This is a genomic window from Hymenobacter jeollabukensis, assembly GCF_005771675.1.
Taxonomy (GTDB): Bacteria; Bacteroidota; Bacteroidia; order Cytophagales; family Hymenobacteraceae; genus Solirubrum; species Solirubrum jeollabukense.
In genome coordinates this window covers 305,338-326,812 of record NZ_VAJM01000003.1, presented here as the reverse complement: position 1 = coordinate 326,812, position 21,475 = coordinate 305,338, and the positions used below count along the sequence as shown (strand labels likewise).

Sequence of the window (21,475 nt, the reverse complement as noted above, 5' to 3'; positions counted from 1 at the left end):
GTACACCTCGCCCTCCTCACACACCTATTGCCTGCATGCTAACGCCTTATGACCTGCGGTCCGCCGTGGGCTTGTACCACTATACCCGGTGGGTACAGAACTATGTCCAGGAGCTTCGGCCCTACCTGACGCCCGAGGCCCTCACCTCGGCCACCCTGCTTACCATCTGCGAATGTGGCTGCGCGGCGCGCAGCCAGTCGCCCGCCCACGCGCACTGCGTGGCCGAAGCCGACCTGCTCATGGCCCGTGAGTATTTCTGTACCGTGGCTGATCAGGAGTTGCGGGCCGCGCTGCCGGTCTCCAACTAAGCCGGCTACCCAAACGCCCGAATAACCATTCGGGCCGTTGCTGGTTATGCTTACGGTTCTTTACCGCCTGCCTTTCCTTGCGTCTTTACTTTGAAAACCGAGCCGGCCGCATCAGTGATGATCCGGCCGGCTTTGCCCGTCTGACTTACTCCGCCGGCCAGCGCAGCGAGGATGAGCTGCGCGCCCTGTTGGGCCACGTCACGCGCCTGCTGGCCCGCCGCGCCGATGGCCGCCTGCTGGTGGATCAGCGCCTGATGCAGCCCTTCTCAGCCTCCGAGCAGCGCCACATGACGCAGCAGTGGATGCCCGCGGCCGTGGCCGAAGGCGGCTACCGCTACGGGGCCGTGCTGCAGGCCCACGACGTGTTTGCCCGCCTAGCCACGGCCACCGTCACCACCCAGGGCCGCGAGCTGAACCTGACCTACCGTTACTTCGACGACGAGCCTGCGGCCGTGCAATGGCTGCTGACGCGGCCCACGTAACGCAACCCCGGCCGCGGTTTTGCGGTTGTTGCTCCTTGTGACGCTTCCCCTGCCCGCCGTTTCGCCCCACCCGCTGCCCGTGGCCTGGGCCCCGCTCTACGCCCACCCGCTGCCGGCTGGCCACCGCTTTCCCATGCTCAAGTACGAGCTGCTGCCCGAGCAACTGGTGCGCGAGGGCACCCTGCCCGAGGAAAGCCTCTTTGCCCCTACCCCGCTGCCGGAAAAGTACATCCTCGAAACCCACGAGGCCGGCTACTACCACCGCCTCTGCCACGGCCAGCTCACGCGCCAGGAAGAGCGCGCCACAGGCTTTCCATGGTCGGCCGAACTGGTGGAGCGCGAAGTGGCAATTCTGGGCGGCACGGTGCAGTGCGCCCGGCTGGCCCGGCACACCGGCGTGGCCCTGAACGTGGCCGGCGGCACCCACCACGCCTTTTTCGACCGCGGCGAAGGGTTTTGCCTGCTCAACGACCAGGCCGTGGCGGCCAACTATCTGCTGCGTCACGAAGGCATCGGCAAGGTACTCATCGTCGACCTCGACGTGCACCAGGGCAACGGCACGGCCGCGCTGTTTCGCCACGAGCCACGGGTCTTCACCTTCTCGATGCACGGCGGGCGCAACTACCCGGCCCGCAAGGAGCAGTCGGACCTGGACCTGCCCCTGCCCGACGGCACCGACGACGCCACGTACCTGCGCCTGCTGGCCGATACGCTCCCGCGCCTCCTCGACGCGGAGCAGCCCGAATTCGTGTTTTACCTCGCCGGCGTCGACGTGCTGGCCACCGACAAGCTGGGGCATCTGGGCCTCACCCGCGAAGGCTGCCGCCAGCGCGACCGGCTGGTGCTGGAGCTGTGCCACCGCCACCGGCTGCCGGTGGTGGTGTGCATGGGCGGCGGCTATTCCGAGCGCGTGGCCGACATCGTGGAGGCGCACGCCAATACCTTCCGCGTGGCCGCGGAGCTCTGGGGCTGACGCAGGGCTGCCGTCTGATTACAGCCCTGAAGCGACATCGGCCGAAGCGGCGGGCAGCACCAGCTGCCAGCGGAAGGCCCAGCGCCAGCGCAGCTCGTACTGCCCGATGCCGGCCTGGGCCAGCAGCCGCTGCCAGTCCTGCCGGCGGAAGGCGCGCAGCACCGACAGCGGCGCGTCGTGCTGCACCAGGTAAGAGCCGCCCAGCAGCCGTGTGAGCCAGCGGATGCTGTGGTAGGCCAGCGGGTGCCGGTGCAGGTCGTTCACCACGACGGCCACCCGGGCCTGCGCCTGCCACTGCCGCAGCATCCGCACCAGCTGCTCGTCGCTGAAATGGTGGCAAAACAGGCTGCTGGTGATAATATCGGGCCGGCGCCGGGCAAAGTCAGCGGCGAAGATGTCCTGCTGCGCGAAGCTGATTTCGGCAAAGTCCGCGCTGCGCGTAGCGGCGTACTCGACCATGAACGCGTTGGCATCGACGCCCACCAGCTCGACGGGCAGCTGCCGGCGCCGGGCCCAGCGCGCCAGGTGACGCAGGGTGTCGCCGCCACCGCTGCCCACGTCCACAATCTGCAGGGGCCGCGCCGGGCGCGGCCGGGTCAGCCGCGCCAGCGCATCGGTCACCACCGCGTAGCCGCCCAGCCGGGTGTTGATGATTTCCAGCTCGTCGAGGTTCTGCCGCAGCGCTTCGGAGGCCAGCGTCAGGTCGTCCATCAGCTCCGCTTGGTCGGAGCGCCGGGTGAAATCGGGCATTGTCCAGGGTATGCGGGTATGCGTTTAGGAGGGTATGAGTGATGGGCGAAGGCAGTGGGGAGTCAAGCTTTGCATATTCCAGCCGACAACCTAAAAGGTACGTGAAACGCGGCCCTGTCAACTCCCGAACTCCTACCCTCTTTAACTCCTACCCTACACATACGCCACCCGCAGCAGCATGGCTTCCAGCGTCAGGCCGGGGCCGAAGGCGAAGCTGAGCACCGGGGCGCCGTCGTCGGCCACTAGCAGGTGCTGCTGCAGCTCGCGCAGCACGAAGAGCACCGTGGCCGAGGACAGGTTGCCGACTTCGTGCAGCACTTTGTAGGCGTGGCGGTTGTCGGCCGGGGTGAGGCCCAGCTCCTGCTCGATGGCCTCCAGGATGCGCCGCCCGCCGGGATGAATGGCGAAGTGGCGCACGTCGGGCAGGCGCACGGGCAGGTGGCGCAGCAGGCCCTCGGTGAGCTTGCGGATGCCCTGCTTCACCAGCCGCGGCACGTAGCTCGAAAGGGTCATCTCGAAGCCGAAGTCGTTGACGTGCCAGGCCATGTCGGCCTGCCCGTCGGGCTCCAGGCCGCAATGGAAGGCGGCCAGCTCCAGGTTGGGCCGGCCGGCGGCGGGCTGCCCCAGCACCAGCGCCGCCGAGGCTCCGTCGCCAAACAGGGCGTTGGCCACGAGGTGGTCTTCCTCGGTGCGCTTCTGAAAGTGCAGGGTGCACAGCTCGGTGCACACCACCAGCACCCGGGCGCGCGGGTTGGCGCGGCAGAAGGCGTCGGCCAGCTTCAGCGCGTTGAAAGCCGCGTAGCAGCCCATGAAGTTTACGCAGGTGCGCTGCACGTCGGGGCGCAGGCCCAAGTGCTGCACCAGCTCGATGTCGAGGCCCGGCGCGTACATGCCCGTGCAGCTCACCGACACGAGGTGGGTGATGGTCAGCGGATCAATTTCGGGGGCCTGGCGCAGGCAGTCCAGCGCGGCTTCGGCGGCCAGGGGCAGGGCCTCGCGGCGGTACACCCGCATGCGCGCCCCCACGGTGGGAAAGGGCTCCAGGTCGGCCGTGTTCGGGAAGAAAGTATAGTCGCCCTCCTCGCGGCCGTAATCCGGCAGCACCGTGTGGCGGTAGCCGATGCCCGACATCCGGTAGATGGCCCGCAGCTTGCGCGTGCCCGCTTCGTCCATACCATGGGCGCGGGCCATGAATTCGGCAATCTGCGGCTGGGAAAGCCGGTGCGCCGGCGTTGCCGTGCCGATGGCGCTGAGGTAGCTGGTGGTCATGCAAGGGCAGTATACGCAAAGTCAATTGGCAATGAACAATGAACCGTGAACAATGATGGGGTGCCTGCCGGTCTGACCAGGCAGCGTTGCTTGCTCATTGCTCATTACCAATTGTTCATGGCCCTAAAATGCCGCCCCGTGCGTCTGCCGCATGAGGGCCTGCACCACCGCCGGGGCGTAGCGCAGCGTGCCCACCACCGCGTCGGTCAGGCGCGGGCCGCCGAACAGGCCCTGCACCCAGCGCCCCACGCGCAGCCGGCCGGCAAAGTGCTGGTGCCAGTCGCGGGTGTAGGCCGCTTCCAGGGCCAGGCGCGTCAGCTCACCGCGCAGGAAGGCATCGGTGTGGCGGGCGGCCAGGGCGGCGCCGTGCATGGCCATGGCCATGCCGTTGCCGCAGAGCGGGGTGATGAGGCCGGCCGCGTCGCCGCACATGAGCACGTGCTGCTCCACGCAGGTTTTCGGGGCGAAGGAAATTTCGTTGATGACTTCCGGGGCCTCGTACAGCCGCTCGGCTTCCGTGAGCACCGCGCGCAGATGCGGATTCCGGGCCAGCACTTCGCTTTCCAGCGCCGGAATGCTGCCGTGCCGGCGCAGCTGCTCACGGGTAGTGAGGTAGCAGAAGCAGTAGCGCCCGTCTTCCACCGCCGAGAGGCCCGCGTAGCCGTCGGCGAAGTTGTGCAGGGCAATCAGGTCCGGCGGAAAATCCAGCCGCAGGTGGTACTTGATGCCCACGTAGGGCGAGCGTTGCCGGAAAAAGGCGCGGTCGAGCTGCCGGTCCAGGGTGGCGCGCTTGCCGTAGGCGCCCAGCACCACGCGGGCCGTCAGCGCCTCGCCACCCGCCAGCGTCACGCCGAAAAGGCCGGCCGCGGCGTCGAACCGCACGTCGGCCGCGGTGGCGCCAAGCCGGAACTGTACGCCCCGCACCAGGGCCCGCTGATGCAAAAACTCATCGAGCGCGTAGCGGCTCACGCCGAAGCCGCCGAGGTCGAGCGGGGCGCTGAGCGTGCGGCCGCCAGGGGCCGACATGAGGAAGCGCGTGATACGGGCGGGCTGCAACGGCGCCGGGTCGGCGCCGAGGCGGCGCAGGTAGGGCAGCACCTCGTTCGAGACGTACTCGCCGCAGACGCGGTGGAAGGGATAGTGCCGCTTCTCTACCAAAGTCACGGCCCAGCCGCGCGCCGCCAGGTCGAGGGCGGCCGTGAGGCCGGCCAGCCCGCCGCCAATAATTAGAATATCACAATTGGCCTCGGCAGCGGAAGTCAACAAACAGCAGGGATTAAGCGGAAAAAAACGCCGGTTCGGCCGGAATTATTGTGCGATTGTCGGAAAGCTACCAGACAAGCCCTATATTTTGATAACTTATTTCAGAATAAGCCGTTACTTTTGTGGACGTTTTGTGTTCCGACGCGGCGTCCGTCAGCTCCTTTCCCACTTCCGACGCCTCAACACCTTAGGCTTCCTTATGTCCAAACAGCTACTATACGGTTTTCTGGTAACTGCTTTTAGCCTGTGCTGCCTGCAAAGCAGTTTACCCGTAACGGCCGCGCCCGCCGTGCGCCAGAGCGCGCCCCGCGCAACTTCCTCCGACGAGAAAAACATCGTGGTGTACCCCAACCCCAGCTCGGGCGTGGTGCACATTTCCGTTACCGGCTTCGAAGGCCGCAAGACCGAGCTGCGCGTGCTGAACGTCATTGGCACCGTAGTGTACCGTGAAACCATCACCGAGCTGGACAACCGCTTCACCCGCACCCTCGACCTGGGGCGTTTTGCCAGCGGCCTGTACTACATCAAAATCGACGCGGACAACAACAGCGTGATGCGCAAGCTGGTGATTCGCTAACCCTGCTTTAGTGCTACCGACCGCGCGGGCGGCTTCTCTTCGGGGAGGCCGCCCGCGCTGCGTTTGGGGAGCCCGAGGCGGATGAGGCCGACAAAAAAAGCCCCGCGGGCGAACCGGCGGGGCTGACGATGCGAACAGGAAGTCCGGGGTTAGCGACCAGCGCGAACCGGGACCGGCTGGAGCTGAGGTTTGCGGCCACCCAGAAGGCGGTTCAGCAGCGCGGCCAGTTGTTCGGCGAGCGAATTCAGCGTCATGAAAGAGTGCAAAAAAAGTGAAAGCCTATAGGCCAAAGTACTCACTTTAACTCGACTAGGCTACGACTAGTTTCGTTTTTTTCAGACGATTGTAGTTTTGGCTCCCAAAAGGCCGGTTACCACGCGGTGAGCGTCGCGGCCGGCACCGCCCATCAGGGCCGAGCTGCGGCTGTCGAGCCAGGGTAACCCGAGGAAGGCCAGCCCCGGCACCACGCTCAGGCCCCGGTGGTGCCGCGGCTGCCCGTCGGCATCAAAGGTCGGCAGTTCGATCCAGGCGTAATCGGGCCGAAAGCCGGTGGCCCACACCAGGGCCGCCAGCGCGGGCGTGGTGCCCGTGGCGCCGCGCAGGCCGGCCCCATCGGCGCCCCGGGCCCGGCCGATAAAGTGGGCGTTGGGGAAGCGGCGCAGCCGGCGCAAGTCGCCGGCCACCACGGGCTCGGGCTGGCGCTGCATCCAACCGCCCAGCAGGCCGTGGCGCGAGGCGCGCATCAGGCCCGTGGTTTCGAGTGTGGCCCACATCAGGGTATTGTTGGGCATGGCCCCGGTGCGCTCATCGAAGGCCACGTAGACCGGCCGGCCGGTGGTGGCCAGATCGGAGGCAATCTGCAGGGCCGAATTGCCGCTGCCCACCACGGCCACCGGCCCGGAAGCGGGCAGCTGGACGGGGCGGCGGTAGGCGCTGCTGTGCACCTGCACCACGCTAGGCAGCAACTCGGCGGCCCAGGCGGGTACGCGAGGCGCCGCGTAGCCACCGGTGCAGACAATCACGCGTCGGGCTAGGTAGCGGGTGCCGGCGGCGGTGCGGGCTTCGAAGTCAGCCCCGGCGGGGCGGCCGAGGTGCGCCACGGCCTGGTTCAGGTGAATGGCGAAGTCGAAATGCGCGGCGTAGTGGCGCAGGTAGGCGGCGGCTTCGTCCTTGGTGGGGTAGCGCAGACGCGGGCCGGGCCAGGGCAGCCCCGGCAGGCCGCTGGCCCAGGCCGGCGAAAACAGCCGCAGCGAATCGTAGCGCGTGGCCCACTGCTGCCCCACCGCCGCCGCCGCATCGATCAGGATGCAGGCCACGCCCGCCCGCTGCAGGTAGTAGGCGGCGGCCAGCCCGGCTTGCCCCGCGCCGATGACGAGCGTATCGGTGCGGTAATCGGGCTGGGCAGGGGCGGTGGTCAGGGGCATGAGGCGGCAGATTCAGCCGCAAAGGAACGGCGAAAAACCGATGGCCGGGGGCTTGGCGGCGCCTTGACGCGCGCGGGTGGCCGCGCGGCGCTACCGCCGGTGCTCCAAAACGTCCTGCGCCAGCAACGGCGGCGTGTAGCTGCCGCGGTCGGCGGCCAGGTCAATTTTCAGGTGCTGAGCGGTGTGGTGGGCCAGGGCCATGATGGTGAGCATGGGATTCACGCCGCTGCAGGCCGGGAAGGCCGAGCCGTCGGCTACGTAGAGGCCGCGCAGCTCATAGGCTTCGCCGCTGGGGCTGGTGGGGTGGTCGGCGCGGCGGCCGCCCATGCGGCAGGTGCTCATCTGGTGGGCGCTGTAGAGGCCGAAGCGGTTGGGCGACCAGTCGAGGCCGGGCAGGCCGTCGAGCACCGCCGGGTTCTGAATACGGCCCTGCTGCACCTGCAGCGTGGGCAGCGTGCCGTGGGGCAGCAGCACGGTGTGGGCCCCGGCCGCGGCGTGGATTTCGGCAGCGGCGCGCACCGCGGCGAGCATGCTGTGGCGGTCGAAGCGGCTGAGGCGGTAGCTGATCAGCGGCTGCCCCTGCCCGTCGACGCGCACGCGGCCCCCGTCCCGGTCGCGCGTCAGCACGATGAACGAGCCCAGGTGAGCGGCCTGCAGCATCAGGCGCTTGTGCGCGGTGCCGGAAGTCCAGGGTAGGGTCATGGCCATCAGCCCGAGGTGAGCGGGCGGCGTCTCGATTTTGGCACCGAAGTTGGAGCCGTCGAGGCGGGTGCAGGAGTCATTCACTACCGACATGCTCGGGCCGTACCAGGGCTCGATCAGCTCCGGATAAATGCCCGTGACGGCCACCGTGGGGTGCAGGTGCAGGTGCTGGCCCAGGTGCGGGTGGCGCAGGCCGCTGCGCAGCAGCAGCGCGGGCGTCTGAATGGCCCCGCCGGCCACCACCACGCGCTTGGCCTGCACCGTCACGCGCACGCGGCGGCCGTCGGCGGTGGTATGCCAGGCCTCGGCCCCGGTGACGCGGCCGGCCTGCTGGGTCAGGCGCGTTACCTGGGTGTTGGGCAGCAGGTCGGCCCCGTGTTCGGCGGCGGTTTTCAGGTAGGTGTTCAGCGTGCCCTGCTTCACGCCGTACTGGTCGCCGAAGGTACTGAAACCAAGGCCGCGGAAGTGCCGGTCGGAGTCATCCAGCCCCAGCTCGTTGCGCGGAATCAGCCGGGTGGGCTGGCCCAGGCGGGCCGAGCCGTCGAGCAGGGCCTGGTTCTGGCCGTTGTGGCGCGCATAGTCGGTGTTGACGTGCAGGGCCCGCGTCACCGCGTCGAGGCTGGCCTGAAACGAGGCCTGGGTGAAATGGGGCGCGTCGTGCTCCTGGGCCCATTCCCGCAGCACGTAATCAGGCGTGCGGAAGGACCCGGCCCAGTTGACGGTGGTGCCGCCGCCCAGGCAGGAGCCGGCCAGCAGGGTCACGCCGCCGTCGGTGGTGCCTAGGGTGCCGCGCGCGTCGTAGAGCTGCCCGATCATGTCGGCCTCGCGCTGCGTGAAGTCGCAGCCGTGGCAGTAGGGGCCTTTTTCGAGCACCAGCACGTGGTGGCCCGCGGCGGCCAGCTCACCGGCCACCACGCCCCCGCCGGCCCCGCTGCCGATGACCAGCACCTCGCAGCTGTAGTGCACATCCTGCGCGGGGCGGAGCGTGGGCAGCGGGCGCGGGGTATCGGCCAGGGGTTCCGAACCCGCCAGCGGCCCGGGGTAGCCGATAGGGGTCCAGGCGGGGTTGGGCGCGGCGGGCGTGGAGTCGGCGTAGAACAGGAAGGTGAGCAGCTTGCGCAGGGCCTGAAAGCCCTGACGCAGCGGCGGCAGCGGGCTGCGCGACCAGCGCTGCAGCAGCTTCTCGCGCTGCGCCGCGTTCAGGGCCACGAAGCGGCGCGGCGGGCCGCCCCAGCTCAAACCCAGCAGCGGGCTGTCGAGCAGGGCCAGCAGCTGCGCGAACTGCTGCTGCAGGGCCTCCGGCTGGGCTTCGAGGGCGGCCGTGAGCAGCTCCAGCCGCACGCCCTCGGCGCCGGAACGCTGCCAGAACGCGGTAGCCGCGGTTTCGGCGGGCAAGCTTGGGATGAACGTATCGGCAAGGGCGAGCAGCAGGTGCTGGCGGGCGGGAGTAAGCTTCATGCGGCGGGTGGGCTGGGCGGAAACGGGTGGCGCGAACCGCCCGCGGGCATCGGTTAGAAAAGGTACGCATTCGGGCCGATAAGCTCGGCATGCCGACTACTTTTCTGCCGAATCAGACGAGCTGACTCGATGAGATAAGCGCGCTAAATACCTGCTTCCGGGTATTGTAGGCCCTGGCTGAACAGGGTATTTTTGCTTTTTAATCCAACTGAAATACAGGCTGAGTGCAACTATTTCACTCTACTCAGTTGGCTTGAACTTCTCCGTCCTGCTACCCTCCTATTGCACCAGTCTGCATGAAACAACTTTTTACCCGCCTTTGCGCGGCGGCCCTGGGCGTGTTGCCCAGTACCGTCGTAGCCCAGACCACCTTTAGCCCCGCGCACGGCAACTACGCGGGCCTGGAGGGCATGAGCTGGAACCCCGGCACCCTCGCCGACAACCGCCTCTCGTGCCAGCTGCAGCTCATCGGCTTCGATGTGCACGCCACCAACAACGCCTACCGCTACGTGGGGCCCTGGACGCTCCGCTCCCCCGGCGCCAACGACCTGGACCTGAGCCAGCGGTACCTGACGCCGCGCCCGGGCAACGACGCGCGCCTGGGCGGGGTCGGCCTGACGCTGCGGGGCCCCGGGCTGCTGCTGCGCCTGAACGCGCGCAACACCGTGGCCGTGAGCAGCCGCGTGCGCACCAGCATTCAGGTCAATGCGGCCTCGCCAGAGTTTATCCGCAACGCCGTGGATGGCTTCGAGCAGCGCGCCGACGTGCGCAACCAGACCCTCAACCTGAACCTGAACGCCATTGCCGAGTGGAACGTGGGCTACGGGCGGGTGGTGCTCGATCAGGGCCGCCACTTCCTCAAGGCCGGCGCCACGGTGCGGCGCGTGAGCGGCATTGCCTCGGCCTACCTGCAGTCGAAGGCGCTGGACTACGAAGTGGTGGCCCGCACGGCCAGCACCGGCGACTCCACCCTGCACCTCAAGCGCTTGGACGCGGCTTTCGGCTACTCCAACCTCGATGCCTTCGACAATTTCGACGCCGGGCAGGCGCTGCGCTGGCTGAAGCCGGGCAACGGCAACGGCGCGGGCTGGGGCCTGGATGTGGGGGTGGTGTACGAGCTGCGCCCCCAGACCGAGCAGTACAACTACGTGGACAAGAAGGGGCGCAACCGGGTGGACCACTCGCGCAACAAGTACCGCCTGCGCCTGGCGGCAGCCCTGACGGATATGGGCTCGGTGCGCTACGCCCAGGCGATGAACTACGCCCGCATCCAAGCCACCAACCTGAAAGTAAGCGAAGCCGACGTCGAGGGCATCGACCTCGACAATCTCGACGAACGCATGAACCGCGTGCTGCGCACCGTGCGCTACCCGCGCACCACCGTCCTGAAAGCCAAGCTGCCCACGGCCCTGCACCTCGACGTGGACTACCGCCTGGCCGGCAAGCTGTACGTGAATGCGGCCATCAATCAGGGCATGACCGGGCGCTACGCGGTGGGCATGCGCACGTTTTCCACGGCCACGGTGTCGCCGCGCCTGGAAACCAAGTGGCTGGAAATTGCCCCCTCGGTGGCGCTGCTGAACAACTACCGCACCGTGGCCACCGGCATGTCGCTGCGCATGGGGCCGCTGCTGATTGGCTCCAACGACCTCTCGTCCCTGTTTGCCAGCGCCGATCCGTACGGGGCCAGCGTTTACATGCAGTTTTCGCTGCTGAACATCGGCAACGCCCGCTACAAGCCAAAGAAAGGGACCCGCAAGCCAGTACCGGTTCCGGCCCGACCGGCAATTCCAGCGTCTCCAGTAGTTGCGCCTGCTCCGGCCACTACCCCGGCCGTGATGCCCGCTCCGGCGGCCACGCCAACTGACACCGCGCCTGCTCCGGCGGAAACCAAGCCCGCCGAACCCGCCCCCCAATCGGCACCCGCCGAGCCCATGCCGGCACCGACCGAGCCAGCCCCGGCACCCGCCGAGCCCACGCCGGCAGAACAGAAGCCGACGGAGCCGGCCGCAACGCCGGTTGCTCCGTCGCCGGCTCCCGCTACGCAACCATGATCCGGCAACGGTCCCCGGCACCACTGAGCCGGATTAACCTCGTTTGATAAGCCCCACGGAACCTTGCCCCGTAAGCCGCTCCGGCTTCGTCGGGGCTTGGCATTTCACCCCAGATATTTCAGCAGCAGATCCACCACGCGCTGCACCTTGGGCGTGTAGGGCGGGTAGAAGAGCTTGATGCCGGTTTGGCCGACGCGCTGACGCAGCACGGCTTTTTCGTTGGAGAAGGCCAGGAAGCCGTAGTGCCCATGCGCCCGCCCGATGCCGCTGTTGCCGGCCCCGCCGAAGGGCAGCTCCAGGTGGCCCAGGTGAATGATGGTGTCGTTCAGGCAGGCCCCGCCGGCGGGCACGCGCCCGAGCACGTAGCGCTGCGCCTCCGGGCTGCGGGCAAACACGTACAGCGCCAGCGGCCGGGGCCGGGCGTTGACGAAGTCGGCGGCTTCCATGAGCGTGCGGAAGGGCACCACCGGCAGCAGCGGCCCGAAGATTTCCTCCTGCAGCACGCCACTGTCGGGGGCCACGTCGGTGAGCACGGTGGGCTCGATAAAGCACTGGCTCTGGTCGACGCCGCCGCCCAGGGCCACGGTGGCGCCGCGCCGCTGGGCGTCTTCGAGCAGGCCCGCGAGGCGCTGGAAGTGCTGGCCGTTGACGATGCGCGCAAACGAGGCGGAAGCGGCCACGCCCGCGCCCTCGGCGTCGTAGAAGCGGCGCAGCACCCCGCGGATTTCCTCGATCAGCGGGGCCTGTACGCTTTCGTGCACCAACAGGTAATCGGGGGCCACGCAGGTCTGGCCGGCATTCACGCACTTGCCCCACACCAGCTTCTCGGCCGCGTCGCGCAGGTCGGCCGAGGCATCGACGATGGCCGGGCTCTTGCCGCCCAGCTCCAGCGTGACGCTGGCCAGGTGCTCGGCGGCGGCGCGCATCACCACCTTGCCCACCTGCGGCGAGCCGGTGAAGAAGATGTGGTCGAAGGGCTGGGCCAGCAGGGCGGTGGCCGCGTCCTTGCCGCCTTCCACCACCACGACTTCGGCCGGATCGAACACCTCCCGCGCCATGCGGGCCAGCAGGGCCGATACGGCCGGCGTCAGCTCGGAGGGCTTGAGCACGCAGCAGTTGCCGGCGGCCAGGGCCGAGGCCAGCGGGCCCACGGCCAGGTAAAACGGGTAGTTCCAGGGCGCCATGATCAGGGCCACGCCCTTGGGCTCGTACTGCACCCACGAGGTGGTGCCGAGCAGGGCTAGCGGCGTACTTACCCGCTTGGGCGCCATCCAGCGTTTCAGGTGCCGAATGGCGTGGCGAATTTCGGCCTGGGTGGCGTAGAGCTCGGTGACGTCGGTTTCGGTGGCGGGCTTGCCGAAATCCTGGTGCAGGGCCTGCTGCACGGCCGCGCGGTTCTGGCCTATCCACTGGTGCAGGCGCTGCAGGCGGCCGGCCCGTTCGGCCACGGATTCGCGGCGCAGGGCTTCGCTGCGGGCGCGCAGCCGGGGCAGCAGGGCGGCAAGGTCAGGGGCTTCGGCAGCGGGGGCGGGCGTGGGCATGGCGGGAGCGGGAATCAAACCTAAAGTAAGCTGAAATCGGCGCGGATGCTCCGGCTGGGGCCGTCTGCCCGCAGATTCGGGTGCCGCGCCCAGGCGGCCCGCCGTTTCCCGTTTGGCAGCGAATGGCCAGATTTTGCCGCAAAGCGCCGCGCCGTGCCGTATCTTACGCAGACCTCCGCTCCTCTCCGCTTTCGTGCATGACTAGTTTGCCCCCGTTGCTGCAGGGCGCCCGCGTGACCCTGCGCCCGCTCACGCCCGCCGACAAAGACCTGTTTTACCAGTGGGCCGTGCGCTCCGATGCTACCCCGTTCATCTTCAACACGGCCGACAACAGCGGCCTGCCCACCTGGGAGCAGCTGTTCAGCGACTACCAGCCCCACTACTTCGACGCCTCCGACCCGGCGCAGGGCCAGTCGTTCGGCATCCTGGCCGACGGGCGGCTGATCGGGCAGGTCAATTACGATGGCGTCGATCCGCTGGATAACTCCACCGAGCTGGACATCTGGATTGCCAGCAGCACCGACACCAGCCGCGGCTACGGCACCGACGCGCTGACCACCCTGATGGACTACCTCTTCGCGCAGCTGGGCGTGGAAGTGTGCACCATCGTACCGGCGGCCTCCAACACCCGCGCCGTGCGGACTTATGAAAAGGCCGGTTTCCGGCTGGCCCGCGAGGTGACGCACAACCAGGTGCGCTGGCTGCACATGGAGCGGCAGCGGCCGGCGTAACTGCCAGCAACTGAGTTATGCACAAAGTTTTCCACACCCTGTGCATTACTTTTTAGCTCCCCTATCCATCCGGTAATCAGCGGACTGCAGCCGGGCTGGACCGCGGCTGCGCCCGGGAAGTGGGCCGGATTGCCTGGTTCACTGCCGCCGGGCCGCTTCGGGATGTGGCGCCGGCTTCGTAATTTTACACCCATTCGGCCCCGCTGACTACCGCCGGCCCGCCTCTATCCTGGCGGGCACAGTGCCGGACACGACTACGCGGGGCTACTTATTTCGTCTGTCTTGCCGCCGGTGCCTGGGTGCCGCGCGCCTTTTTGCCCACCACCGGATGTCCCCACTGTTACCCGACCGGGAAACCGTCTTTTTTCGCAATGCGGCCGGCAGTGTCATTTTTCACTCGGCCGGCTACGTGGAGCTGGCCTGGCGCTCCAGCCGCATCGAGCTGGGCGAATTGCAGGCATTTTACGAGCAGGCGCTGAAGCTGCTGCAAAGCACCGGCTCGGGCCGGATCCTCTCGGTGCACGGCCAGCGGCAACCCCTCTCGACGGCGGCCCAGCAGTGGCTCACCGGCGACTGGATTCCGCGGGCCATCCGGCAGGCGGGCTTCCGCCATTGCGCCATCGTGGAGGGCCAGGACCCGGTGCACCGCCTCTCCACCCAGGGTGTGGTTTCCAGTGCGCCCACCACCGTCGAGTTCCGGCGCTTCCCGCACCGCGCCGATGCCGAAACCTGGCTGACCAGTCAGCGCGCCAAGTAGCATCAGCATTGGCCCAAGCGCGCCGTCAGCCGCTCGGATCAGTCTTGCTCAGAAACACGCCCCGCCGGAACGGCCGTTCCGGCGGGGCGTTGACGTTTTGACGGCCCGATTTAGCGCTTCACGATTTTCGTCGTCAGGTGCAGCTGCTCGTCGGCGAAGAGCAGCAGGTAGTTGCCGGCGGGCAGGCCGGCCAGGGGCAGGCGCGTTTCGGTGCGGCCGGCGGCGGCGGCGTAGCGGGCCACCACCTGCCCGTTGAAGCCGTACACCGTCACTTGGGCGGCGCGGCCGGCCAGCGGGTGCTGCAGGGTCAGCTGCTCGGTGGCGGGGTTGGGGTAGGCCTGCAGCAGCGTGGTCGTTTCCTGCCGGGCTTTGCTGCTGGTGACGGTGGCTACGAGGCCGTTGAGGTAGTTTTCCAGGTTGGTGTAGCCGTTGGCGGCCAGGTTCTGGCGGTCGGCGGCGTTGTTGGGGTTCAGCCCGTTCTGCACTTCCCAGGCGTCGGGCATGCCGTCGTGGTCGGTGTCGGCGGGGGCGGCGCCGCAGGTCAGGCTGGGCCAGGCCGTCTGCGACACGGAGTAGGGCGTGCCGTGGGGGTAGCCGCCCTGCACGTCGATGATGCGCCCGGTGCGGTTGAGGACGTTGTTGATGATGCGCTGGTCGAGGGTGTCGCGGGCGGGCAGCACGCAGCCCACGTTTTGCAGCACCGCCGCGTAGGCCTGCTGCGCCGTTTCGGCCGGAATCGGAATCAGCGGGAAGGGCGTGGTCACGCGGGCCGTGGCGGTGTCGGCCACGCTCCCGCCGTTCATCAGCGCGCCCAGCCAGTTGCGGTTGGTCACGCTGGAGCTGCCGTCCACGTAGTTGCCGGTGAAGTAGTACTTACCGTAGGGCAGCGTGGGCGTGCTGGTTTGCTTGTAGGGGTTTAGGATGCGGAACTTGGCGCTGTTGCTGGTGTTCGGGCCGAACTTGTAGTAGTTGCCCACCACGTTGTAGTTGGCGCCTTCGCCGCCGTACACGTTGTTGGAGCCCCAGTTGTAGAGCACGTTGTTGCGGAAGTCGCAGTTTTCCCAGCCGTTGATGTTCACGTAGCGGCTGCCGTTGAAGCGCGGGGTGCGGCTCAGGCAGTGGGCAAAGAGGTTGTGGTGAAACGAGGCGTGCTGCCCGCCCCATATGCCGCCGTAGCCGTGCCGCTCGTAGTCGGTGTCGCCGGTTTCGAAGTGGTAGGAGTAGTTCAGCGGCTCGCTGATCAGGTTCCACTGCAGGGTGGTCGAGTCGCCGCTGTACACGGTAAAGGCCTCGTCGTTGGACCAGCTCATGGTGCAGTGGTCCACCACGATGTTTTTGTAGCCGGTGCCGCTGAGCGCGTCGCCGTCGCCCGAGCCGTTGACGGGGTTGCCGTTGGCATCGACGATTTTCTGAAACCGGTCGCCGAGACGGATGCGCAGGAAGCGGATGACGAGGTTGTTGGCGCTGATGCTCACCGGGTAGTCGGCAATGCAGATACCCTCGCCGGGGGCCGTCTGGCCGGCAATGGTGGTGTTGGCCTTGTTAATGCTCAGCCGCGACGTGAGGTGGATGGTGCCGCACACCCGGAACACGATGGTGCGCGCGGTGGCCGTCTGCGTCAGGGCGTAGCGCAGCGTGCCGGGCGTGGTGGAGGCACCGGTAGCGTCGGACAGCGAGGTTACTTCAAACACCGTGGTCGGCGCCGCAGCCTTGCCCCGGCCGCCGGTGGTAAACTTGCCGGCGCCCTCGGCCCCGGGAAAGGCCACCTGCTGGGCGTGCAGCGCGGGGGCGGCCAGCAGCAGCGCGGCAGCCGCTGCGCCGCGCAGAAAAGTAAAAGGTCGGGTCATAGGGAGGAATGCGGAAGAAAAAGCGCGACGCGGCCCCGGGAGGCCGCCGGCGCCGTTGGCGCCGACACGCTTAAATACAAGCTAATACTACTGCCGCCGCGGGCCCGAACACGGCGGGTTTGGGGCTTTTATTTGCGCAATCGTTATCGGGAACGTTGCCAATGCGGCGACGCCCACAGCACACCAGGGCCGTCCGAGGCCTTAGCTGAACTTGCACTGGCGGCGTCAGCGTTAGGCAGACACCGCCTAGCCGCCACCGCGTTGTCTGCTTCCCGAATTCTTCATTTTCTGCAATTAGCCGCGCGCAAGCCCGGGGCGCTCCGCCACCGGTCGGTGGCCCTGGCCTGGCTGCTGGCGACGCTGCCGGGCCTGGGCCGGCAAGGCCGCCCCGCGACACCGATACCCACGCTGGCGCTGCAGCCGGTGCCCGCCGCCATTACGCCCACGCAGTTCTACGTGGCGGCCGTGCTCGATGAGCGGGCCGAGCCCGGGGCCGTGGCTTACCTGCTGCCGCGCCCCGCCCGGCCAGACCAGCTCCCGCCGCCCGCCGAAGCTGTGGATCTGCGGGGCGGCGGTCTGGCGGCCATCCGCGAGTTTGTGGCCCGGAGCGTGCCCCGCGCGGCCGGGCTGCGCCCCGTCACCATCCGGCTGCGCGAGTGCCGCCTGCAGGAAAGCCCCGGCGCGCCGGGCTGGGCCACCGGCAAACTCACCCTGGCCCTGAGCTTCGAGTGGCAGCGCAGCGGCCGCCCCATCGCGCTGACCACCTACACCGGCGCGGCGCGCTACCAACGGCCGCTCAGCAGCTCCTACGCCGCGGCCGAGCCCGCGTTACGGCAGGCGCTGGTGGCCGCCCTGCAGTACTTCGACGGCTGGATGAACCGCGAAGCCACCGCCAACGCCAAGCTGGCCCAACGCCTGCAGGTGCACCCCAGCAACTACCCCTTTCAGCCCGACGCCGACACGCTGCTGTACTCGCCCGCCCACCCGCTCACCTACAACGACTTCCTGGCCGTGCCGCGCCCGCGCCACGGGGCCGTGGGCGCGGTGTTTCCCAGCTTCGCCTACACGGCCCAGGACGAAGCCCGCAACGGCGTGCTCCACCTGCACCTGCAAACCAAGGTGTTCGTGGTACGCACCTCTTCCTGGCTGCTGCCCTCGGCCCACGACGCGTACTCGCTTAACCACGAGCAACGCCATTTCGACCTGGTGCAGCTGGTGGCCGAGCGTTTCAAGCGCAAGGTGACGCCCGACAGCCTCACCCTCGACAACTACGACGCCCGCATGCAGTTCCAGTTTCTGCAGTCCTGGCGCGAGATGAACCAGCTGCAGGAGCAATATGACGCCGAAACCGGCCACGGCCAGCACCAGGCCGCCCAGCAGCGCTGGAATGCGCGCATCGAGGCCGAACTGCGGCGCTACGGAGTGAAGTAGGCGCGCCAGCAGCCGGTTCCGTCCTACCTTTACCGGCCGCTTCTGCTTATGAAAACTATGACGACGGGTTCGGCTGCGGCGACGCGGGCGCGGGTGGCGGTGACGCTGTTTTTCCTGGTTTCGGGCTTTGGGTTTTCCACCTGGGCCTCGCGCATTCCCACCATTCAACATCAGCTGGGGCTGAATGAAGCGCAGCTGGGCTCGGTGCTGCTGGCTTTGCCGGCGGGGCTGATGCTGACCCTGCCCGTCACCGGCCTACTGCTACAGCGCTTCAGCTCCCGGCAGATCATGCTGGTGGGCGCGGTGCTCTACAATGTGGCCCTGGCTTTGCTGGGATTCGCGGCGCACACCTGGCAGCTGGTGGTGCTGCTGTTCTGCTTCGGCTCCTCGCGCAACCTGCTCAATATTGCCGTCAACGCCCAATCGGTGGGGGTGCAGGCCCTGTACCCGCGCTCCATCATTGCCACCTTTCACGGCGTGTGGAGCGTGGCGGGCTTCGCGGCGGCGGCCGTGGGCGCGGGCCTGGTGGCCCTGCACGTAGCGCCGGGTTACCACTTCCTCGGCGTGGCCCTGCTGCTGACCGGGCTGGCCCTGGCCTTCTTCCCCGGCACCCTGCCGCTGCCGCCCAATACCGGCGGTCCGGCCCGCCCCGGCTTTGCCTGGCCCGACAAAACCCTGCTCAAATTCGGCCTCATGGCGTTTACCTCCATGGCCTGCGAGGGCACCATGTACGACTGGAGCGCCATCTACTTCGCCAAGGCCGCGCACGCGCCGGTGGGCACCGTGGGCTTCGCCGTGTACATGGTGGCCATGACCACCGGCCGCTTCGTGGGCGACACCCTGGCCAGCCGCTTCGGGGTGCCCACGCTGCTACGCGGCAGCGGGCTACTGATGACCGGCGGGCTGCTGCTGGCCGCCGCCGTGCCGGTGCCGCTGGTGGCGGCAGTGGGCTTCGCGCTGGTGGGCCTGGGCGTGGCCTGCGTGGTGCCGCTGGTGTTCGGCATGGCCGGGCGCTCGGCCCGGCTCAGCGGCGGCCCGGCCATTGCGGCCGTTTCCACGGTGGGTTACTTTGGCTTCCTGGTGGTGCCGCCGCTGGTGGGCTTCGTGGCCGAAGCGGCCAACCTGCGCTGGGCCTTCGCGCTGATGGCCGGGCTGGGCCTGGTGCTCTTCGCGCTGGTCAGCCGCCTGCGGGCCGACGAAGGCGCGGTGGCCGCCCCGGCCCCGGCCGAAGCGGCCCTGCTGGATTAGCTCATTGGCCTTCGCAACGGCCTGAGACTACCGCGCCCCGACTTCCAGAAGGAAGCCGGGGCGCGGGGTGTTGGGGAGCAGGCGCGGACTAGTCTTTGATTTTCACCTGGCCGTCGTCGGCGTCGCGCTTCACTTTGGTGCCGTTGGCGTACTCCACTTTCCGGTCACCGTCCTTGTCGATTTTCACGGTGGTGCCGTTCGAATACACGATTTTCACCTCGCCGCCCTTGTTCTCGTACTTCACGATGCGCGGGCCGCGGCGGCGCGGGCGCCGAACGGGCTCAGCGGTGGTCGTGGTGGTGGTCGTCGTTACGGCGCTGCCGTCGCTGTAGTAGCGGGTGCGGTTGGTTTCGTAGGTGCGGTACTTCGCGTCGTCGTTCACGATGGTACGCACTTCCGTGTCGGTGTCGGTATTGATCTGGCGCACGGTGGCAGTGCGGCCGGCGGTGTCGGTGGCGTCGTCCAGGTCGCCGATGCGCTGGGCGCGGGTGTAGTAGGTGGTGCGCAGGCGGCGCACGCGGGCCGTGTCGTTCTGGTAGCCGAGGTCGGCGGCCACCTGGTCGGCGGTGCGGTAAGCCTGGTCCTGGTAGATGGTGGTATCGGCGCCGCTCACGTCGTTGTCCACCACCACGGCGGTATCGGCCGAGGGCGTGGTGGCCGCGTCGACGGCGGCGGGCTTATCTTGGTTGCAGGCGGTGGTCAGGGCTAGGCCGGCTGCCGCGGCAAGCAACAGAATGTTGCGTTTCATGGTCGTAGGGGTCAGAGAAGGGGGAATGCAGCATAGCCGGGCGGCTATGTTGGGCGTTAGGTACGGGGCAGCTACGGTCGGGGTTGCCGGGGGCCGTTACCCGCCGTGCTAGCCAGCCCCTTAGCGAGGCCCGTTCGGGCATCATATTGACGAAGGCAGTACCTTCCTGCCCCCCGCACCGCCGCCACCTACGAAGTGCTGACGCTTGCTGATAACGCCGAAGCGCAACCACCGCGCCCGGACGAGTGGGCATTGGTGGCTGCGCTTTGGCGTTGTGCGTGGTTCGAGCAAGGTCCTTGACTACGTCGACCTTCGGTTCCTTCGTCGGGATGACGTTCCAGTCTGCTCCTTCCGCTTTTTCCGTTCCGGCTTACTGCGCGGCCAGCTCGTTCAGGTAGGCTTCCAGCATGGTGTAGCCATCGGCGCCCACTCTGGCGCGGTCGGCGGCGTCCTGGGGGTTGAGCTTGCGCTTTTTCTCCCAGGCGTCGGGCATGCCGTCGTGGTCGGCGTCGGCGGGGGCTTCGCCAGCCTTCAGCACCGGCCAGGCTTGCTTCGACACCTCGTAGGGCGTGCCGTGGGGGTAGCCGCCCTGCACGTCGATGAGCTTGCCGCTACGCTTGCGCACTTCCTGCACCACGCGCTCGTCCAGCGCGTCGCGGTGGGGGCGCACGGTGCCGGCCCCGCGCAGCACGGCCTCGTAAGCCTGCTGAGCCGTTTCGGCCGTTACGGGGCCCAGGTTCAGGGCTCGGTCGGTGCGGACCGCTGCTTTGTCGCCGCCGCCCTGCAGGTCCACGCCCTTCCAGTTGTCGGCGGTGCGCTCGGGCGAGCCGTCGACGTAGTTGCCGGCCACGTAGTACTTCCCGAAGGGCAGGGTTTCCGACTTGTAGGGATTCAGCACCCGGTAGCGCACCGATTCCTTGGTGCTCGGGCCGTACTTGTAGTAGTTGTGCACCACGTTGTAATTGCCGCCTTCGCCGCCGTACACGTTGTTTTCGCCCCAGTCGTAGAACACGTTATTGCGCAGCTCGCAGTTTTCCCAGCCGTTCTGCTTGGCCTGCCGGCTGCCGTTGAAGCGCGGGGTGCGCGAGTTGCAGTGGGCCAGCAGATTGTGGTGAAACGAGGCGTGCTGCCCGCCCCAGATGCCGCCGTAGCCGTGGTGCTCGAAGTCCTTGTCGCCCGCTTCGAAGTGATAGGAGTAGTTCAGCGGCTCGGTGATGAGGTTCCATTGCAGCGTGAGCGAGTCGCCGTTGTAGAAGCTGAACACTTCGTCGGTGCTCCAGCTTACGGAGCAATGGTCGATGATGATGTTCTTCTTGCCGAAGCCCCCGCCGAAGGCATCGTCGCCGCCCGCCCCGTCGACCTGGCCCTTGTTCTGGTTTTTGTCGCCCATGCGGCAGCGGATAAAGCGCACGATGACGTTGTTGGCTTTTACGCTCACGGGGTAGTCGGCCAGGCAGATACCGTCGCCGGGCGCGGTTTGGCCGGCCAGGGTGGTGTTGTCCTTGCTGATGGTCAGCGGCGAGGCAAGGTGAATGGTGCCCGCCACCCGGAACACCACGGTGCGCGCCGCCGCCGGGGCCGTGAGGGCGTGGCGCAGGCAGCCGGGCTGGCCGTCGTCGCTGAGGTTGGTGACTTCAAACACCGTGGTCGGCGCCGCTGCCTGGCCCCGGCCGCCGCTGGTGAAACGGCCCGCGCCCTCGGCACCCGGAAACGCCAGCCGCTGGGCAGCGGCGGGCTGGGCACCCGTGGTCAGTAACACGGCCCAGGGGGCCCCAACGGCAAAAAGGCGCGCAGCAGCGCGCGCGCGGAACAGGGAAATCCAGGGGAGTCGCAACGGAAATCGGGCAGAGAGTGGGAATCGGCCGAGAGCAGCCGCACGCAGCCGCCTTGGCATTGAATATTACCGAAATAC

Annotated in this window: 18 protein-coding genes; 9 read left to right on the top strand and 9 right to left on the bottom strand. The window is 67.9% G+C overall.

What is annotated here, in order from left to right; translation table 11 throughout:
• The first annotated feature begins 35 nt into the window (after positions 1-35).
• From FDY95_RS08855 to FDY95_RS08845, 3 genes are all read left to right on the top strand, one after another.
• The gene (locus tag FDY95_RS08855) at positions 36-308 is read left to right on the top strand and encodes a hypothetical protein (protein WP_138076870.1); all 273 of its coding nucleotides are present in this window, start codon (positions 36-38) and stop codon (positions 306-308) included.
• Positions 309-385: 77 nt separating this feature from the next.
• Positions 386-790, top strand: a complete 405-nt coding sequence (locus tag FDY95_RS08850) for a hypothetical protein (protein WP_138076868.1) — start codon at positions 386-388, stop codon at positions 788-790.
• 37 nt (positions 791-827) lie between these two features.
• The gene (locus FDY95_RS08845; RefSeq protein ID WP_246073970.1) at positions 828-1,763 is read left to right on the top strand and encodes a histone deacetylase family protein; all 936 of its coding nucleotides are present in this window, start codon (positions 828-830) and stop codon (positions 1,761-1,763) included.
• A gap of 18 nt (positions 1,764-1,781) precedes the next feature.
• Here the strand turns inward: FDY95_RS08845 and FDY95_RS08840 are convergent, their stop codons facing one another.
• The 3 genes from FDY95_RS08840 to FDY95_RS08830 all read right to left on the bottom strand — a co-directional run bounded on the left by FDY95_RS08840 (position 1,782) and on the right by FDY95_RS08830 (position 5,048).
• Positions 1,782-2,513, bottom strand: coding sequence for a methyltransferase domain-containing protein (locus FDY95_RS08840; RefSeq protein ID WP_246073969.1), 732 nt, complete (start codon positions 2,511-2,513; stop codon positions 1,782-1,784).
• A gap of 153 nt (positions 2,514-2,666) precedes the next feature.
• The gene (locus FDY95_RS08835) at positions 2,667-3,782 is read right to left on the bottom strand and encodes a type III polyketide synthase (protein ID WP_138076866.1); all 1,116 of its coding nucleotides are present in this window, start codon (positions 3,780-3,782) and stop codon (positions 2,667-2,669) included.
• A 123-nt stretch (positions 3,783-3,905) separates the two neighbouring features.
• Positions 3,906-5,048, bottom strand: a complete 1,143-nt coding sequence (locus tag FDY95_RS08830; RefSeq protein WP_246073968.1) for an NAD(P)/FAD-dependent oxidoreductase — start codon at positions 5,046-5,048, stop codon at positions 3,906-3,908.
• A gap of 196 nt (positions 5,049-5,244) precedes the next feature.
• Here FDY95_RS08830 and FDY95_RS08825 point away from each other — a divergent pair, with 196 nt between their 5' ends.
• Positions 5,245-5,622, top strand: coding sequence for a T9SS type A sorting domain-containing protein (locus FDY95_RS08825; protein WP_138076864.1), 378 nt, complete (start codon positions 5,245-5,247; stop codon positions 5,620-5,622).
• 335 nt (positions 5,623-5,957) lie between these two features.
• Here the strand turns inward: FDY95_RS08825 and FDY95_RS08820 are convergent, their stop codons facing one another.
• Together FDY95_RS08820 and FDY95_RS08815 are read right to left on the bottom strand one after the other, a co-directional pair.
• A complete protein-coding gene (locus FDY95_RS08820) occupies positions 5,958-7,046 on the bottom strand; it encodes a flavin-containing monooxygenase (protein WP_138076862.1) in 1,089 nt (362 codons plus the stop codon).
• A 90-nt stretch (positions 7,047-7,136) separates the two neighbouring features.
• Entirely contained in the window at positions 7,137-9,206 is a 2,070-nt protein-coding gene (locus FDY95_RS08815) for an FAD-dependent oxidoreductase (RefSeq protein WP_138076860.1), read from the bottom strand.
• A 296-nt stretch (positions 9,207-9,502) separates the two neighbouring features.
• On the opposite strand from FDY95_RS08815, the gene FDY95_RS08810 reads away from it, so the two are divergent.
• Complete coding sequence (locus FDY95_RS08810; RefSeq protein WP_138076858.1) at positions 9,503-11,260, top strand: DUF5723 family protein; 1,758 nt, start codon at positions 9,503-9,505, stop codon at positions 11,258-11,260.
• 104 nt (positions 11,261-11,364) lie between these two features.
• On the opposite strand, the gene FDY95_RS08805 is transcribed toward FDY95_RS08810, so the two are convergent.
• Complete coding sequence (locus tag FDY95_RS08805) at positions 11,365-12,801, bottom strand: aldehyde dehydrogenase family protein (protein ID WP_138076856.1); 1,437 nt, start codon at positions 12,799-12,801, stop codon at positions 11,365-11,367.
• A 197-nt stretch (positions 12,802-12,998) separates the two neighbouring features.
• Between FDY95_RS08805 and FDY95_RS08800 the strand changes: the two genes are divergently transcribed.
• Positions 12,999-13,532, top strand: coding sequence for a GNAT family N-acetyltransferase (locus FDY95_RS08800; protein WP_171025600.1), 534 nt, complete (start codon positions 12,999-13,001; stop codon positions 13,530-13,532).
• A gap of 328 nt (positions 13,533-13,860) precedes the next feature.
• Positions 13,861-14,289 (top strand): hypothetical protein, encoded by a 429-nt coding sequence (locus FDY95_RS08795; protein WP_138076852.1) that lies wholly within the window; start codon positions 13,861-13,863, stop codon positions 14,287-14,289.
• Between the two features lie 110 nt (positions 14,290-14,399).
• Here FDY95_RS08795 and FDY95_RS08790 read toward each other — a convergent pair whose 3' ends face one another.
• The gene (locus tag FDY95_RS08790) at positions 14,400-16,136 is read right to left on the bottom strand and encodes a T9SS type A sorting domain-containing protein (RefSeq protein ID WP_171025599.1); all 1,737 of its coding nucleotides are present in this window, start codon (positions 16,134-16,136) and stop codon (positions 14,400-14,402) included.
• 261 nt (positions 16,137-16,397) lie between these two features.
• Here FDY95_RS08790 and FDY95_RS08785 point away from each other — a divergent pair, with 261 nt between their 5' ends.
• Both FDY95_RS08785 and FDY95_RS08780 read left to right on the top strand, forming a co-directional pair.
• A complete protein-coding gene (locus FDY95_RS08785; protein ID WP_138076849.1) occupies positions 16,398-17,567 on the top strand; it encodes a hypothetical protein in 1,170 nt (389 codons plus the stop codon).
• 48 nt (positions 17,568-17,615) lie between these two features.
• The gene (locus FDY95_RS08780) at positions 17,616-18,815 is read left to right on the top strand and encodes an MFS transporter (RefSeq protein ID WP_212744875.1); all 1,200 of its coding nucleotides are present in this window, start codon (positions 17,616-17,618) and stop codon (positions 18,813-18,815) included.
• A gap of 88 nt (positions 18,816-18,903) precedes the next feature.
• On the opposite strand, the gene FDY95_RS08775 is transcribed toward FDY95_RS08780, so the two are convergent.
• On the bottom strand, positions 18,904-19,563 hold the full coding sequence (locus tag FDY95_RS08775; RefSeq protein WP_138076847.1) for a T-complex 10 C-terminal domain-containing protein: 660 nt from the start codon (positions 19,561-19,563) through the stop codon (positions 18,904-18,906).
• Positions 19,564-19,933: 370 nt separating this feature from the next.
• Positions 19,934-21,322: a pectate lyase family protein gene (locus tag FDY95_RS08770; RefSeq protein ID WP_246073967.1), complete on the bottom strand. Its 1,389-nt coding sequence runs from the start codon at positions 21,320-21,322 to the stop codon at positions 19,934-19,936.
• Between the last annotated feature and the right edge of the window lie 153 nt (positions 21,323-21,475).